Below are 15145 nucleotides of genomic sequence, written 5' to 3' on the forward strand. Positions count from 1 at the left end.
CATTAATAAATCAGTGACCCTTGTGTGGTCGTGCCTGGCACTCCTTCCAGACCTTGCGCATCAGCGCCTTCAGCATCAACGCCTCGGCCCAGCGATCGCTGATGTCGCCTCCGTCGGCACCCGTGATTGCATACGGCGGCGGACCGAGTTCACAGGTGAAGGACAGGCTGGCGGGTGTGTTCGGTCGGGCCAGCCAATCCTCGATCCCATAGCGCCACCAGCCCAGGAAACGCTCCAGCCAAGGTCGGTGCTGGGCGAAGCTCAAGGGTACCTGGACCTGTTCGCCGTTGGCGACGCGACCATGGAAACCCCAACTGTGACGCAGGATGGTATGGATCTGCTCGTCGTCCTCGGCGGTGGCCAGTTCTGGCAGTTCGCGGCCCACGACATAGTGGGACAAGTCGGCCAACAACTTGAGATCGGGCATTTCAGCAAGAATGTCGAGGGTGAACAACAGGTCGCTGGTGAGGCGATAACGGTGAGTTTCCAGCAGGATCGGAAAGTCCACCTGCTCGGCCAGACGCTGCCAGCCTTCGATCAGCTGGATCGCTTGCGTCAGCGTGCGGGGCCTGACGTCGGCTTGCAGCGTGAGGTGGTGGCAGCCGTAGCAGGAGGCGACATCAATCGCTGCGGCCAGATCATCCACGGTGCGGGGGAACAGCTGACCTTCAATTTGCAGGCCCTGCTCTTTGGCCGCAGCACTCAGGCGTTTGGCCTGTGCCTCGACCCAGAAATGGTCGGTGATCCCGTCGAAGCCAGCGGCGGCGATTTTCTCTAGCTGCGCTTCCAGGGGAAGGTCGCATTGGCCGTGTTGATCCTGCATGGCCCACAGGGACTGAAATACCAGAAATTCACGCATGTCAGCTCCTGAGCAATTGTTTGAGTGGCACACCGGCATCGGCCAGCGCTTCCGCCGAGAGGGGGTTATGGCTGGTGATCAGCCGTTCGCACAATTTGATGTCCTTGGCCACGCTATTGCCCTGGCCCCAGCCGCAGGCACCTTGCAGACGTCGCTCGGCATCGAGGTAGAACAACAGGAAACCACCGCCCGGGGTTGTCCGGCTCGCCGTCGGTTCGTCGTTCGAAATCACACCCACGATCTGCAGCCCCCAGTCGTACTGATCAGACCAAAAGCCGGGAATGACCTCGAAGGGGTGCTCGCCGCCCAATAGATTCAGGGCGACGTGATGGCCTTGGGTCTCGGCGTTGCGCCAGGTTTCCTGACGCTGAAAAACGCCTTGCGGGTGCAACTGAAACTCACAGACATCGCCCGCCGCAAAGATGTCAGGCGCGCTGGTGCGCAGCTGGGCATCGACACGAATGCCCTGCCCGACCTCTATCCCGGCCGCTGCGGCCAGTTCGATGTTGGGTTGCATGCCGATGCCCACGACCACCAGGTCGCAGGGCAGAAGCTCGCCGTCGACCAGTTGCACCGCCTCGACGCAAGCGTTGCCTTGCACCGCCTCAATCACCACGTTCAAACGGACGTCCACGCCTTGTCTGCGATGCAGTTCCAGCAGGACGCTGGACAACTGCTCCGGCAACACCCGCCCCGCCAGGCGCGGTCCGGCTTCGAGCAAGGTGACGGAGCAACCCAAGGCACGGGCGGTCGCGGCGACTTCGAGGCCGATGAAGCCGCCGCCGATGATCACCAACCGCGCACCGGGCCGCAACGAAGCGCGCAGTGCCAGCGCTTCGTCGTGGGTCCGCAGGTAAAGCACGTTGCCCAGATACTCGGGCACAGAAGCCAGTCGCCGCGACCGCCCTCCCGTGGCGAGCAACAGACGCGCATAGGTCAGCCAGCTACCGTCGGCCAACTGCAGGCGATGCTGCGGCGGGTCCAGGTTTTTAACCGGATTGCCGGCCAGGTGTTCGATCTCCAGTTCGGCGAGTCGAGCGCTGTTGCACAAGCTGTAGCCCGCCAGATCTACCGTGCCCTGCAACAATCCCTTGGACAGCGGCGGACGTTCATACGGAGGGTGGGACTCATCGCCGATCAGAATCAAGCGACCGCTATAACCTTCAGCACGCAGGGTCATCGCGGCGCGGCCACCCGCATGCCCGGCGCCGACGATGACCAGTGGAGCATTGGCAGAATTCATGGCACAGACTCCCTGCAATTAAACCGTGACGGCGAGCAGGACACGCCCCGCCTCAACCCGCACCTGATAGGTCTTGAGGTTGACGCACACCGGTGCGCCCAGGGCTTTGCCGGAGCGGTAGTCGAAGCGCCCGTTGTGCTTGGGGCACTCGATGACATGCTCCATCACCAGGCCATCGGCCAGGTGGATGGACTCGTGGGTGCACAGGCCCGCGGTGGCGAAGAACTCGCTGTCGGCGGAGCGGTAGACGGCATAGGTGTGCTGGCCGTGGTCGAAACGAATGACGTCTTCTTCATTAATCTCGCCCACGGCACATACGTCGATCCATTGATCGGTCATGGTGCTTTCTCTTTTTAGTGGTACAGACAGGAAGGTGTCAGGCCGGCGTTACTTCAGATTCCGCCCGGGCGGTTGCGGCAGGTTCTGCGCGCTGTGGCAAAGGGCGACGGATGAAATACGTCGGGTCTTTGCGCTGCTTCCAGATAGTCGGGAGGATTTCCTTGAAGGCCTCGAACAGGCTGGTGTACGGCGGTGGGCAGTCGTGGCGGATCTCTTCGTGAAGCTGCGCCAGCGCATGAAACGGCACCATCGGATACATGTGGTGCTCAAGGTGATAGTTCATGTTCAGGTACATGAAGCGCATCACCGGCCCCATGTAAATCGTGCGGCAGTTGCTGCGGTGATCGAGCACGTCCTCGGCCAGGCCGACATGCTGCGTCAGGCCGAACAGGTAGGACAGCCAACCGCCATAGAGGGTTGGCAGACCGATAAACATCAGCGGCAACCAGCTTTGCAGATACAGCGCAGCGACCACGACAAGCCCATAAATCACCAGCCAGACGCGCGCGTCTCTCACCACCTTGGGCCACTCGGATTCCGGGATGAACGTTTGCTCTTCTTCATCCATCCGCCCGACTGCATGCCGGCAGACTGACCCCATCGTCTTCAACGCGTAGGGCATCCTGAACAGGCTCAGCACCATATTGATCAGGCTCGGCGGACGCGGCTCGACGATCTCAGGATCGCGGCCGACGATGATGGTGTCGGTGTGGTGCCGCGCATGGCTCCAGCGCCAGACTTGGGGTTCGAACATGAACATGAAGCTCGACAGCTGGTAGACCGCATCATTCATCCAGCGGGTTTTGAACGCCGTACCGTGACCCGCTTCGTGCCAGCGGGCATTGGATGCGGTGCCGTAAAGCAGCCCATAGACGAAGAAGAACGGAACGCAGGCCCAGGAGCCCCAGAACCAGTAACCACCGAAGCCAGTGACGACCATCGCCAGCAACCAGATCGCGGTATCGCGCAAAGCCGGGCCGTCGCGGCGCTGCATCAATTCCTTCATGCGTTTACGGGAAATGGGCGATTGGTACCAGTTGGCCGAGACCAAACCTTTTTGCGCCGCTTTGGCGGCTTCGGGACCGAGCAATCGATAATCCCGAGGCACGGGTTTACCGCGGTTTTCATAGGCTGCGTTTTGTTCAGGCATTTTATTGTTCTCCGCAAGCTTGATGGTTTTAGGCACTTGCTTCGATGCGGGATGGCACCGTTGGAGAAAAGATAGAGAGCGCACTGATTACCCTCAAGCCCTTGAATACATTCCCTATCAAGCTATCATCCAGGCCCAGCAAGGCTTGATAGTTTTCTATCAAGGCGATTTCGGGACCCGCCATGAACAACACTAAACGCCCCACCATCGCCACGGTCGCCGAACACGCTCGGTTGAGTGTCGCCACCGTCGACCGGGTACTCAATGCCAGGGCGCCGGTCAACCCGGCCACCGCCGAGCAGGTATTCCAGGCCGCTGAAGCGGTCGGTTATTTCGCTGCCCGGCTGATCGGTCAGCGGATCCGCGAGCGGCGTCCCAATTATCGTTTCGGCATCCTGTTACTCGGTACCGCCCAGGCGTTCTATTCCAATGTTGCCGCCGCCATTACCAAGGCGGCGCAGCGTCACACCGGCGCCAACCTGAGCTGTCAGTTCGAGTACGTATTCGATCGTACACCGAGCGCCATCGTTGCTCAGATCGAACAACTGGCGGTGCAGTGCGATGGCCTGGCGGTGGTCAGCTTCGCTCACCCGCTGATCAACGCCGCCATCGCCCAGATCAGAGAGGCCGGCGTGCCAGTGATTGCCCTGCTGTCCGACATCGATGAGGCCGCGAATGAGCCTTACGTCGGCCAGGATAATCTTGAGGTCGGGCGCACCATGGGCTGGCTGATGGCTCACACCTGTGGTGCGCGCAAAGGCAGCATCGGGGTCCTGCTCGGCGGCCACCGTTTTCTCGGCCATCAGGCGCGGGTCGAAGGGCTGCGCAGTTACCTGGCGGAGCACGCACCAGGGTTGCGACCGCTTGAAGCGGTGATCAACCTGGACAACTGCGACATCACCGAAGAGGCGACCCTGGAACTGTTGGCCCGGCATGACGATTTGCGGGGTTTGTGCGTGGTCGGCGGTGGCGGCGACGGCATCATCAGTGCCCTGTCGCAGTTACCGAAGCGGCCGTCGCTGTGCTGTATTTTGCAGGAGTCGACCGAGCTGTCACGCCAGGCTTTGTCGCAGGGTTTGATCAGTTTGGTCATCGATTCCCAGCCGCGATTGCTGGCGACGGCGCTGGTCGATTTGCTGGTGGAATTGCAGACCACGCCGGACTTCGATCCGGCCCGGCATCGGGTCCATATTCCTTTGCAGATTGTCACTTCAGAGAATGCCCGGCCTTAAACCTTAATCCTGTGGCGAGGGAGCTTGCTCCCGCTGGGCTGCGTAGCAGCCCAAAACCAACCATTGAGTTCTGGCTGGAAGACTGCGATAGCACTCGTGGGGTCGCTGCGCGACCCAGCGGGAGCAAGCTCCCTCGCCACACGGTTGTTTTTCAGTCAGCAACAGATGGGGGAATTCCGATGTCCGTCAGAGATTGGGCCCTGCACGAAAAGCCTCGGCACTCAGCCCAAACCGATTCATCTTGTTGTACAGCCCGCCACGAGAAACGTTCAGCTGTCTGGCGGCCAGGCGGATGTTGCCGCGGGTATCCTTCAGGGCCGCAATGATCGCATTCATTTCATGGGCACCAAGGTCCAGGGCGGCCCGGGGTTCGGGCACATTTCCCGGCGCCGACGGCCGTTGCCCTTGCTTGATTTCAAGCGGTAGATCAGCTGGCTGGATCAGTTCGGTCACGGCGAGGTTGGTCGCCCGTTCAATGGTGTTTTCCAGCTCACGAACATTACCCGGCCAGTGGTAAGCCGACAGAATATCCAGCGCCTCTGGCGAGATGCCTTGCACCGATTTGCGCAGCGACCGGGCGCAACGGCTGAGAAAATGTCGCGCCAGCAACGGCACATCCTCGCGGCGCATCCGCAATGGCGGAACCGTCAGGTTCAGGACGTTGAGCCGATAGTAAAGATCCTCGCGGAAGGCTCCTTCAGCCACCGCCTGACTCAGGTTGCGGTGGGTGGCAGCGATGATGCGCACGTTCACCTGCTGCGATTTTTTCGCGCCCACGCGCGTCACCTCGCCTTCTTGTAAAACGCGCAGCAGGCTGACCTGGGCATCAAACGACATGTCACCGATTTCATCGAGGAAGATCGTTCCGCCATCAGCCAATTCGAACTTCCCGGCAGAGCCGCCGCGGGCCGATCCGGTGAAGGCGCCTTCGACATGACCGAACAGTTCGCTCTGCACCAGATCGCGCGGAATCGCCCCGCAATTGACGGCCACAAATGGACCGCTGCTACGGTCACTGGCGTTATGAATCGCTTGGGCGAACAGCTCCTTGCCGGTACCACTTTCACCCAGGATCAGCGCGGTCGAATCACTGCGACTGGCTATCCGCCCCAGGTGCAACGCGTCCTGAATGGCGCGCGAACTGCCCTGAATGGTCTCGAAGGTGTAGCTGGCTTGAGTACCGATAATCCGGCGAGTAATTTCCCGGATGCGCCGGTTCTCACGCAACGAAACAATACGTCCACCCTGCTCCAGCGAGCACACGGACACCAGGCACGCCAGTTGACTGCGATCATGCAGCTCAAATGTGCAATCCAGATCCCGCAGACCTTCCCCGCCACGCAGCAGAATCTCATCAGTCAATTCGCTCTGACCCAGGCGCTGGAACGGGCTGCCCAGCAGATCCCGGCCCACGCGAAACAATTGGCGGGCGTAACGGTTGAGCGCCTTGATGCAGCCCCGCTCATCCAGCACCACCAGCCCCTCATTGAGCACTTCAAGCACGGTTTGTTGTTCTTCCAGCAATGCTTGCAGCGCCATCTGCCGCGAGACCGCTTCGGCCGCCGCCTGGACGGTGCCCAGCGTATGGAAATGAAACCAGCCCGGCTCGGCGGTCAGGGTCAGCATGGCCAGTGTCCGGCCCTGCGCATCCCTGATCGGCGCGGCGGCACAATGCATGCGCCGCCGACGCAGGCCGACGCCGAAATTTTCCTCGGCCAGCACATACACCAAGCGGTCTTCGGCAAGCGCCAGCCCCGTGCAGTTGGTGCCTTGCACCGACTCCAGCAGCCGGCTGCCCACCGGCGTGAGGTCCAGGCCGCAGAAATACAGCGTCGTCCCTTCGGCATCGGTCAGGTTGATATGGCCCCTGGGGTTGTAGGCCAGCAACCCGCGCATGACCTCCGCCGCCGCCGTGATCAACACACGATTGGCCGCCAGCGTTGCAGCCAGCACCTCGGGGGTGACAAATCGGTACTGACCATCATCAGGATCGAGGCCGGCACTGACGCTGCGCAACCAGGAGTCCCAAATAATCTGCCTGACCCCGGCAGGTCGGTCGGTGCGACCGTTCAGGCACGCCAGCCAGGCCTGCTCCAGCTCAGCGATCGGTCCTTCGTTTAACGATGCCGGACCGAGCGCCGTAATGTAATCGAGGTCTTGCACGCTGAAGGCCATTGGCTGTGGGATCACCGCTTGCTTCCTATGTTCATATTTTCGACATGTCAGTATAGACATGTCATCGAAATGAACACTTATTTCAAATCACCTTGAATACTCCCTTAAATATCAATGACTTAAATATTGGCACAGCCCTTGCTCCCTGCTTTGTACCAGCGAGGACATTCCTGCTGTCGAGTCACTGAACAACAATAAAAGGGAGTCATTTCATGAGTTCATCCAAGATCATCCGCCTGGGTCTCATCGGTGCTGGCCGCATGGGCAGCTTTCACGGTCTGACTGCCGCCCGGCACATTCCCGGCGCCTGCCTGGCCGCCATCGCCGACCCGACACCCGGCCAGGCCGCGCGCCTGGCGGCAGAGTTAGGTGTGCAACGGGTCTATACCGATCCACAGCAATTGCTCGATGACCCGGAAATCGACGGTATCTTGATCGCCGCCCCGGCCCGCAGCCACGCCGAACTGGTGATCAGTGCGGCCCGCGCCGGCAAAGGGGTGTTTTGTGAAAAACCCATGGCCATCACCCTCGACGAAGCCGACCGCGCCATCGCCGCCGCTGCCGACGCACGGGTGACGCTGCAAGTCGGTTTCAACCGGCGCTTTGCCAAAAGCTTCCGAACGGCTCATCTGGACGTGGTCGCCGGTCGTATCGGTACGCCGCAACTGTTGCGCTCGCTGACGCGCGATCCGGCGCTGAACAATCCGGCCGCCTCGCCGCAGTGGGTGATTTTCCTCGAAACCCTGATTCATGATTTCGATACCCTGCGCTACCTGAATCCTGGTGCAGAAGCGGTTGAGGTTTTTGTCATGGCCGATGCGCTGATTGCACCGGACTACAAGAGCAAAGGGTTTCTGGACACCGCCGTGGTCACGATCCGTTTCGACAACGGTGCGATCGCGACGGCCGAGGCCAATTTCCAGGCGGTCTATGGCTACGACGTTCGGGGCGAAGTGTTTGGCAGCGCCGGCATGCTGACCATGGGCAGCGTCAATGACTCTGACCTGGTTCGCTATCTGGCCAATGGCATTCAGGCCGACACCCAGCGCCTGGACACCGACCTGCTGCGTGACGCTTATGTGGCCGAGCTCAACCACTTTGTCGATTGCATGCGCACCGGCGAAAAACCCCTCGCCAGCGGCGAAGATGCACGGGCGGCACTGGCCATTGCCCGTGCGTGTATCGAGTCCTTCCAGCAGGGCAAAGCGGTGCGCGTGCAAGGAGGCCGTTCATGAGCTTCATACCGTTCAAACTGGCGATCAGTGCTGAGATGGTCTTCCTCGACCTGCCGTTCACCGAACGCGTCAAACGGATTCACGCACTGGGCTTCAGCGCCGAACTCTGGGACTGGACGCAGAAAGACATTCCAGCGCTTGTCGCCACCGGCGCTGATTTCACCTCGATGACGGGCTACCTCTCGGGCAACCTGACCGACCCCGAGGACATCCAGCACCTGCTCGACAGCGCACGCGAATCGCTGGCTGTCGCCGCCCAACTGAATTGCCCGAGCCTCAACCTGCATGGCACTGGCCTGGGCGACAAAGGCCTGCCGGTCAAACCCGTGGCTCTCACCACGGGACGCATGTGGTTGAGCGCCTGCAAGACCCTGGAAAAAATCGCCCGTCTGGGCGAAGACGCTCGCCGGGTATTTTTGCTGGAAAACCTCAATACCGAGGTGGACCACCCCGGCACCCCTTTCGCTCGCGCCGACGATACCCTGGCACTGATCGAGGCCGTGGGCAGCCCCCATTTGAAAATGAATCTGGACCTTTACCATGCGCAGATCGGTGAGGGAAACCTGATCGAACTGATCCAGCGCGCCGGCAGCGCCATCGGGGAAATCCAGGTTGCCGACGTCCCCGGCCGCATGGAACCGGGTACCGGTGAAATCCATTATCCGGCGATTGCCAAAGCGTTGTTCGGCATGGGATACACCGGAGTCGTCGGGCTCGAGGGCTGGGCCAGTGGCGACAGCGAAGCGGCACTGGAACGCTTCCGACAGGCCTTCACGCTGGATTGAGCCTAATGCCGGTCAGTTAAGCAATTTCAGCTGCGACGCACTCTTTGTAGCAGCTGTCGAGCTTGCGAGGCTGCGTTCGGCTGCGCAGCAGTCGTGAATCCGGCTGATGCGGTCCGCCTGACGCACCGCAGCTTCTGGTTTGACGACTGCTGCGCAGCCGAACGCAGCCTCGCAAGCTCGACAGCTGCTACAGATCGCATTACGGCTTAACGGACTGGCATCAGTCAGCCCCCACGTTTTTGATCTTGATGAATGTCGACTCATAACAAAAAAGGAAAACCATCATGCGTCGTTGCACACTGCTTTTTGCCACGCTGTTATTACTCTTCAGCCAATGGGCCGCCGCCAGCTATCGCATCGGCGTCAGCATCGCCAGGGTCGACGACAACTTCATGACCTACGTGCGCAGTGGTCTCGAAGAGGCCGCGAAAAAGGACAACGTCCAGATCCAGTTCGAGGACGCCCAGGGCGATGTGGTTCGCCAGCTCAATCAGGTCGAGGGCTTTCTCAGCCAGAAAGTGGATGCGGTCATCGTCTTGCCGGTGGACACCGCCGCCACTGCCAACATGACCCGCGCGGCCGTCGAGGCGAAGACACCGCTGGTCTACGTCAACCGCCACCCGGACGAACGTGTCCTGCCCAAAGGCGTGGTCACGGTCGCGTCCAATGACATCGAGGCCGGGCAACTGCAGATGCGCTACTTGGCCGACAAGTTGGGGGGCAAAGGCAACATCGCGATCATCATGGGTGACCTCGCGCAAAACTCCACGCACGACCGTACCGAAGGTGTGAAACAGGTGCTCAAGGACTATCCAGGGATCAAAGTCGTCGAACAACAAAGTGCCGAGTGGCAGCGCAACAAAGGGATGGACCTGACCAGCAACTGGCTGCTGGCAGGTACGAGTTTTGATGCCATCGTTGCCAACAATGACGAGATGGCCATCGGCGCCGCCATGGCATTGCAGCAAGCCGGCAAAGCCAAGGGCGAGATTGCGATTGTCGGCATCGACGGACTGCCTGACGGCCTGGCAGCCATCAAGCGCGGGATGCTCGTAGCCTCGGTGTTTCAAGACCCCAAAGCGCAAGCGACCAGCGCGCTGCAATCGGCTATCAAAATGATCAAGGGGGAGCCGGTTGAGGCGGATGTCTGGGTGCCCTTCCAGCTGATCATGCCGGAGCAAGTGGCCGTGTTTGAGCAACGCTACAAGTAACGTCAAACAGTCGAATGACCTGCGGACAGGACGTCAGCAGGTCAATCGCATCGCCGTTTACAGGTCAGTGATTTCCTTATGGCGTGGTACCAGCGTCTTCATCACGCTCCACGCCACCAGATAAGCCAGTGCACAGATGGCAAACATGATCATGTAGCCGGTATGGATATCGCCGATCAGTTTGTAATGGTCGATCACCCACCCGCCAGTCTTGGTCATCACGACGCCGCCCAGGCCGCCGGCTAAACCGCCAATGCCCACCACCGACGCGATGGATTTTTGCGGGAACATGTCAGACACGGTGGTGAAGATGTTGCACGACCACGCCTGGTGCGCCGATGCGCCCACGCCGATCAGCAGCACCGGCACCCAGAAACTGATGTAACCAAATGGCTGCGCCAGCAGCACCAGCAGCGGGAAGAAAGCGATCACCAACATGGCTTTCATACGGCCGTCATACGGCGCGTCACCGCGTGACATGAAGTAGCTCGGGAACCAGCCGCCGCCGATGCTGCCCACCATGGTCATGCTGTACAGCACGGCCAGCGGCAACACGATGGCCTGGCCCTTCATGCCGTATTGCGCCGACAGGTAGGTTGGAAGCCAGAACAGGAAGAACCACCAGACGCCGTCGGTCATGAATTTGCCGAAGGCAAAGGCCCAGGTCTGGCGGTAGGTCAGCAGCTTGAACCACGATACTTTTTTAGCAGCGGCACCCGAGTCTGTCCCGGTGAGTGCTTGCGCGCCCTGATCGCTGCGGATATAGGCCAGCTCTTGCACCGACAGGCGTTTTTGCTGCTCCGGTTTTTCGTACAGTGCAATCCACACCGCCACCCAAACGAAGCCCAACGCACCGATCACGATGAACGCCGCTTCCCAGCCCCACATACCGGCAATCAGCGGCACGCAGATCGGTGCCAGGACCGCGCCCACATTGGCGCCCGAGTTGAAGATACCGGTGGCGAAGGAGCGTTCCTTCTTCGGGAAGTATTCGGCAGTGGCCTTGATCGCGATCGGGAAGTTACCCGCTTCGCCAATCGCCAGCACGGCGCGCGCCAGCATGAAACCTGCAATCGAAACCGGGATGGCGGCAAAGCCCAAGGCGCTGCTGATGCCGGCGATCCCCTCGCCCATCGGCTCCGCAAAGGCGTGCATGATCGCGCCGGTGGACCAGATGCCGATCGCTACCACATAGGCGGTCTTGGTGCCGATCTTGTCAACGAAGCGGCCGGCGAACAGCATGGAAATCGCGTACACAAACTGAAAGACAGAAGCGATGTTCGCGTAATCGGTGTTACTCCAGCCAAATTGCGTCGACAGATCCGGCGCCAGCAGACTCAGTACCTGGCGGTCCAGGTAATTGACGGTGGTGGCAAAAAACAACAGCGCGCAAATCGTCCAGCGGTACTTGCCGACGGCCTGGCCGATTCGTTGCGGATTGATGGGCTCGTTCAGATTCATGGCATCACTTTATTGTTGGATTATGGTGATGATCTCTCGGTTTCAAGCGAGATCAATTGTGTCGTAGAGCATCGTCAAAACGCGATGAATCCACGCCACTGTATTGCGGGCTCGACAATGGGCACTCCATGCTCAGCGGCTGGAGTGGGACATTTGGCAAGAGCTATCGGGCGTTGGGTGGGACAGTTGTATGGGACAAGCCTGACCGTGGGGATGGGCAAGCAGTCGAGGTCGAACCATAAGAAGCGGCATTCTGGGAGATGCGCAGGCGGGTTGAATTCATGATGGGGCCGACACTCGTTTTTATTTTTAGTGTTTAACAGTCGATAATCGTCTGTCGTCGTACAACCTTGTCTTTTATATCGAGATCAATACCGGGCTGTCAATCTGAAAAATGGCCGTTCGTCTCGATAAAGGCTGCCCATCAAAAGTGCAACTTCGTACAGATGCCGCTGGTTGTGGGCCCGTCAGGTTTTTATTTTTCGGGTGTTGATCGTAATATCTGGGCGTTTTGATACCACGCAAAGTCGTACGACAACGCCATCCAGCACGATGACTGGCCGAAACCAGACCGTATCCACTCGGCGCCCATTGCTGCACCTGTTACAGCAATGAACTGCAATTACCCTTACTAGTGCTTCACTGGCAACTCCTTAGACTCTCAGCACCACCAACGCATCGGGAGTTCCACATGGTAAGCACCGTTACAATTCAGGAAACTGGCGGGCCTCAGGTTTTGCGGTTCGAAAAAACCACTGCGCAAACACCGGGTGCCGGAGAAGTCTGGCTGGAGCAAATGGCCATCGGGCTCAACCCTCTGGACTTAAGTCAGCGCTCCGGGACTGCCCGTGTTTCCCTGCCCTCCGGGCTCGGCCTCGAAGGCGCCGGACAGGTGGCGGCGATCGGGCCAGGCGTCACCGAAGTTGCCGTGGGGGACCGAGTCGCGTACGCCACTGGCCCGATGGGTGCCTATGCAAGCGGTCGCCTCTATCCGGCCAATCGGCTCGTGAAGATTCCCGATGAACTCGGTTTCGACGAAGCGGCGGCCCTGCTCTTCAAGGGCATCACCGCCCACTACCTGCTCAAGACGACCTACCCCGTTGGCCCAGGCACCAGAATGCTGGTGTATGGCGCTGCGGGTGCGTTGGGGCAAATCATGGTGCCTTGGGCCAAACACCTTGGCGCCTTCGTGATCGGCGTGGTCTCGAAACAGGACAGTATCGAGCGGGCCAAGGCCGCTGGTTGTGATGAAGTACTGGTGTTCGACGCAGCGACGCTGGCTGCCCAGGTTGCGGAGGTCACCCACGGGCAAAAGGTTGATGTCGTGTATGACCCTATCGGGCGGGTGTCTTTCGAAGCCTCCCTCGACAGCCTTCGCCCGCGTGGCGTGATGGTGTCTTTCGGCATGGCCTCGGGCATTCCACCGGCTGTCGAGATCAGCACCCTCAACGCCAAAGGCTCTCTGTTCCTGACCCGACCGTCTCTCGCCGCGCATACCGCCACCACGCACGAGTATCAGCAGCGCGCACAGGAGGTGTTGCAAGCGGTCGCCGCCGGTATCATTCAACCTCGAATCTGGCGTCGTTACCCATTGGCTGACGTAGCGCGGGCGCACGCCGATATGGAAAGTGGACTGTCGCAAGGTGCCATTGTCCTTACGCCCTGAATACTGGCCGGAACTCTGGCCCCGGGCCTTCAACCCTGTTGTTTGCTTGAATTGACGAGGTTTCCGTTGCATGGATCTGTTCGATAGCCGACAGGCAGATGAACTCGCCACACTCTTGGCGCTCTCCGAACACGGCTCTTTTGCCGCCGCCGGAAGGAGGCTGCAACGGCACCCGTCGGTGCTGTCCAAACGGCTCAGCGCGTTGGAACTTCGTCTGGGAATACGTCTGGTGGAACGAACGACAAGGCAACTGCGTTTTACCGACGAGGGACAGCGTCTGGTCTCGCAGCTTGCTCATGCCGTCAGTTTGATTTCCCAAGCGGAGCAAGAGGCGGCCCAAGGCGCGGCACAGATCAGGGGACGATTGCGACTCGCGCTGCCAGCCGCGATGGGGCGATTATGGCTCAGCGCGATGGTGTCGGAATTCGCCCTGGCTTACCCCGAGGTGTCGCTAGAGGTCGAATACTCGGAGCGATTCGTCGACATCGTCGCGGAGGGTTTCGATGCTGCGATCCGAATCGGTGAGCTGTCAGACAATCGCCTGGTCGCCAGGAAGTTGTGCGATCACCGCCGAATCCTCTGTGCTGCACCCGCCTACCTGCAACGCCAGGGCGAACCGAAGACACCGGCAGACCTCGCGGAGCACAATTGCCTGGGCTTCACCGGGCTGCACTCGTACCCGGAATGGAAGCTGACTCGCGATGGCGATCAGCAAAGCACCAGGGTGCGCAGCGCCATGATCAGTAACGACAATGAGGCGCTGCTGTCCGCCGCCCGCATGGGGCTGGGCATTCTTGCCGGCGGTGAGTGGCTCATGACGAGGGACATCGATAGCGGTCATCTCGTCAGAGTGCTTCCCGACTGGCAGCTGGATGCAGACGCGGGCGTCTATCTGGTGCGCCCGTCAGCCAAGTACAACACGGCAACGACGACGGCATTCAAGCACTGGATTGAAGCAGCGTTTGCGCGAGGCGCCCCATGGCAGTTGCCCCAACCGTAGCGCTTCGGCGAGGCCGCGTCAGGGTTTCGCACGCCCGCTTGTGTTGAGCGTCACGGCGGCGAGAATCAGAGACTTCAAGGCGTTCTCATCAAGTGTGTCGCCCTCATGCAAATCAATGGCACGTCGGGTGTTGCCTTCGAGGCTGGCGTTGAAAAGGCCTGAAGGGTCGTCCAGCGAGGCGCCCTTGGCAAACGTCAGCTTCACGACCTGCTTGTAGGTCTCGCCGGTGCAGATGATTCCGCCGTGCGACCACACGGGAACGCCCCGCCACTTCCATTCCTCGACCACGTCAGGGTCAGCCTGCCGGATGAGCGTTCGGACCCGAGCGAGCGTCTCGCCACGCCAATCTCCCAGCTCCTTGATTCTCGCGTCGATCAGCTGAGAAGCCGAATCTGCACCCTCTTCTTCCTTTGCACCGACCTGCTGTTTCTTCATGGTGGTTGTCGCCTTCTTCATGAGTTACAGCGTTTTCTGACTGTTGCCGAGGGTCTTGGCCTTTTCGATCCCCCAGTCAAAGGCAGCCTCCATGTCCAGCAGATGCGGTTTTGGATCGTGATCCTCAAAAATGGCCGTGCCATCGGGCCGGTAAACACCGATGAACATCCCCAGTGAGCCGTCCTTCAATATCTCGGCTTTGACCTCGATCTTGCATCCGTTCGACAGCGTTTCCTTGTGGTGCATATGGCGTTCAGTCATGGCTGCATTTCTCCCGTCGTTGAAGTCCGAGTCGCGCATTTACCCATTGGCCATGTTAGCTCAGTGCGGCCCACTAAAAGGCCTGCCAGGACA

At 60.1% G+C, this 15145-nt stretch carries 14 protein-coding genes; 6 read left to right on the top strand and 8 right to left on the bottom strand.

The genetic code is table 11. From position 1 onward, the window contains the following. Positions 1-10: 10 nt before the first annotated feature. From ABH912_RS07570 to ABH912_RS07585, 4 genes are read right to left on the bottom strand one after another with little or no spacing between them, the layout of a single operon-like run. Positions 11-859 (bottom strand): sugar phosphate isomerase/epimerase family protein, encoded by an 849-nt coding sequence (locus tag ABH912_RS07570; RefSeq protein ID WP_429510242.1) that lies wholly within the window; start codon positions 857-859, stop codon positions 11-13. 1 nt (position 860) lies between these two features. Next, the gene (locus tag ABH912_RS07575; protein ID WP_429510243.1) at positions 861-2102 is read right to left on the bottom strand and encodes an NAD(P)/FAD-dependent oxidoreductase; all 1242 of its coding nucleotides are present in this window, start codon (positions 2100-2102) and stop codon (positions 861-863) included. Positions 2103-2120: 18 nt separating this feature from the next. Continuing rightward, positions 2121-2441 (bottom strand): MocE family 2Fe-2S type ferredoxin, encoded by a 321-nt coding sequence (locus ABH912_RS07580; RefSeq protein WP_429510244.1) that lies wholly within the window; start codon positions 2439-2441, stop codon positions 2121-2123. A 37-nt stretch (positions 2442-2478) separates the two neighbouring features. Continuing rightward, entirely contained in the window at positions 2479-3591 is a 1113-nt protein-coding gene (locus ABH912_RS07585) for a fatty acid desaturase family protein (protein ID WP_429510245.1), read from the bottom strand. A 182-nt stretch (positions 3592-3773) separates the two neighbouring features. On the opposite strand from ABH912_RS07585, the gene ABH912_RS07590 reads away from it, so the two are divergent. Further along, positions 3774-4823: a LacI family DNA-binding transcriptional regulator gene (locus ABH912_RS07590; RefSeq protein WP_033056496.1), complete on the top strand. Its 1050-nt coding sequence runs from the start codon at positions 3774-3776 to the stop codon at positions 4821-4823. A gap of 186 nt (positions 4824-5009) precedes the next feature. Here ABH912_RS07590 and ABH912_RS07595 read toward each other — a convergent pair whose 3' ends face one another. Further along, positions 5010-7058, bottom strand: coding sequence for a sigma-54 interaction domain-containing protein (locus ABH912_RS07595; RefSeq protein ID WP_429510246.1), 2049 nt, complete (start codon positions 7056-7058; stop codon positions 5010-5012). A 152-nt stretch (positions 7059-7210) separates the two neighbouring features. Here ABH912_RS07595 and ABH912_RS07600 point away from each other — a divergent pair, with 152 nt between their 5' ends. From ABH912_RS07600 to ABH912_RS07610, 3 genes are all read left to right on the top strand, one after another. Next, complete coding sequence (locus tag ABH912_RS07600; protein ID WP_429510247.1) at positions 7211-8233, top strand: Gfo/Idh/MocA family oxidoreductase; 1023 nt, start codon at positions 7211-7213, stop codon at positions 8231-8233. After that, a complete protein-coding gene (locus tag ABH912_RS07605) occupies positions 8230-9018 on the top strand; it encodes a TIM barrel protein (RefSeq protein WP_429510248.1) in 789 nt (262 codons plus the stop codon). The genes ABH912_RS07600 and ABH912_RS07605 overlap by 4 nt, the downstream gene beginning before the upstream one ends. Positions 9019-9302: 284 nt before the next feature. Further along, the gene (locus tag ABH912_RS07610) at positions 9303-10229 is read left to right on the top strand and encodes a sugar ABC transporter substrate-binding protein (protein ID WP_429510249.1); all 927 of its coding nucleotides are present in this window, start codon (positions 9303-9305) and stop codon (positions 10227-10229) included. Positions 10230-10286: 57 nt separating this feature from the next. On the opposite strand, the gene ABH912_RS07615 is transcribed toward ABH912_RS07610, so the two are convergent. Then, on the bottom strand, positions 10287-11690 hold the full coding sequence (locus tag ABH912_RS07615; protein ID WP_429510250.1) for an MFS transporter: 1404 nt from the start codon (positions 11688-11690) through the stop codon (positions 10287-10289). 691 nt (positions 11691-12381) lie between these two features. Between ABH912_RS07615 and ABH912_RS07620 the strand changes: the two genes are divergently transcribed. Then, on the top strand, positions 12382-13356 hold the full coding sequence (locus ABH912_RS07620; protein WP_429510251.1) for a quinone oxidoreductase family protein: 975 nt from the start codon (positions 12382-12384) through the stop codon (positions 13354-13356). Positions 13357-13426: 70 nt separating this feature from the next. Continuing rightward, positions 13427-14356, top strand: coding sequence for a LysR family transcriptional regulator (locus tag ABH912_RS07625; RefSeq protein WP_429510252.1), 930 nt, complete (start codon positions 13427-13429; stop codon positions 14354-14356). Between the two features lie 18 nt (positions 14357-14374). Here ABH912_RS07625 and ABH912_RS07630 read toward each other — a convergent pair whose 3' ends face one another. Both ABH912_RS07630 and ABH912_RS07635 read right to left on the bottom strand, forming a co-directional pair. Beyond that, on the bottom strand, positions 14375-14791 hold the full coding sequence (locus ABH912_RS07630; protein WP_429510253.1) for a DUF1801 domain-containing protein: 417 nt from the start codon (positions 14789-14791) through the stop codon (positions 14375-14377). Positions 14792-14815: 24 nt separating this feature from the next. Continuing rightward, positions 14816-15052 (bottom strand): hypothetical protein, encoded by a 237-nt coding sequence (locus tag ABH912_RS07635; RefSeq protein ID WP_008151753.1) that lies wholly within the window; start codon positions 15050-15052, stop codon positions 14816-14818. Positions 15053-15145 lie beyond the last annotated feature (93 nt).

Origin of the sequence: Pseudomonas sp. BT76 TE3572 (assembly GCF_050435365.1) — a bacterium.
Classification (GTDB): domain Bacteria; phylum Pseudomonadota; class Gammaproteobacteria; order Pseudomonadales; family Pseudomonadaceae; genus Aquipseudomonas; species Aquipseudomonas fluorescens_W.

Excerpts from the sequence above, each read along its gene's own strand:
- ABH912_RS07570 (WP_429510242.1), bottom strand. The coding sequence starts at position 859 with ATGCGTGAATTTCTGGTATTTCAGTCCCTGTGGGCCATGCAGGATCAA.
- ABH912_RS07575 (WP_429510243.1), bottom strand. The coding sequence starts at position 2,102 with ATGAATTCTGCCAATGCTCCACTGGTCATCGTCGGCGCCGGGCATGCG.
- ABH912_RS07580 (WP_429510244.1), bottom strand. The coding sequence starts at position 2,441 with ATGACCGATCAATGGATCGACGTATGTGCCGTGGGCGAGATTAATGAA.
- ABH912_RS07585 (WP_429510245.1), bottom strand. The coding sequence starts at position 3,591 with ATGCCTGAACAAAACGCAGCCTATGAAAACCGCGGTAAACCCGTGCCT.
- ABH912_RS07590 (WP_033056496.1), top strand. The coding sequence starts at position 3,774 with ATGAACAACACTAAACGCCCCACCATCGCCACGGTCGCCGAACACGCT.
- ABH912_RS07595 (WP_429510246.1), bottom strand. The coding sequence starts at position 7,058 with ATGTCTATACTGACATGTCGAAAATATGAACATAGGAAGCAAGCGGTG.
- ABH912_RS07600 (WP_429510247.1), top strand. The coding sequence starts at position 7,211 with ATGAGTTCATCCAAGATCATCCGCCTGGGTCTCATCGGTGCTGGCCGC.
- ABH912_RS07605 (WP_429510248.1), top strand. The coding sequence starts at position 8,230 with ATGAGCTTCATACCGTTCAAACTGGCGATCAGTGCTGAGATGGTCTTC.
- ABH912_RS07610 (WP_429510249.1), top strand. The coding sequence starts at position 9,303 with ATGCGTCGTTGCACACTGCTTTTTGCCACGCTGTTATTACTCTTCAGC.
- ABH912_RS07615 (WP_429510250.1), bottom strand. The coding sequence starts at position 11,690 with ATGAATCTGAACGAGCCCATCAATCCGCAACGAATCGGCCAGGCCGTC.
- ABH912_RS07620 (WP_429510251.1), top strand. The coding sequence starts at position 12,382 with ATGGTAAGCACCGTTACAATTCAGGAAACTGGCGGGCCTCAGGTTTTG.
- ABH912_RS07625 (WP_429510252.1), top strand. The coding sequence starts at position 13,427 with ATGGATCTGTTCGATAGCCGACAGGCAGATGAACTCGCCACACTCTTG.
- ABH912_RS07630 (WP_429510253.1), bottom strand. The coding sequence starts at position 14,791 with ATGAAGAAACAGCAGGTCGGTGCAAAGGAAGAAGAGGGTGCAGATTCG.
- ABH912_RS07635 (WP_008151753.1), bottom strand. The coding sequence starts at position 15,052 with ATGACTGAACGCCATATGCACCACAAGGAAACGCTGTCGAACGGATGC.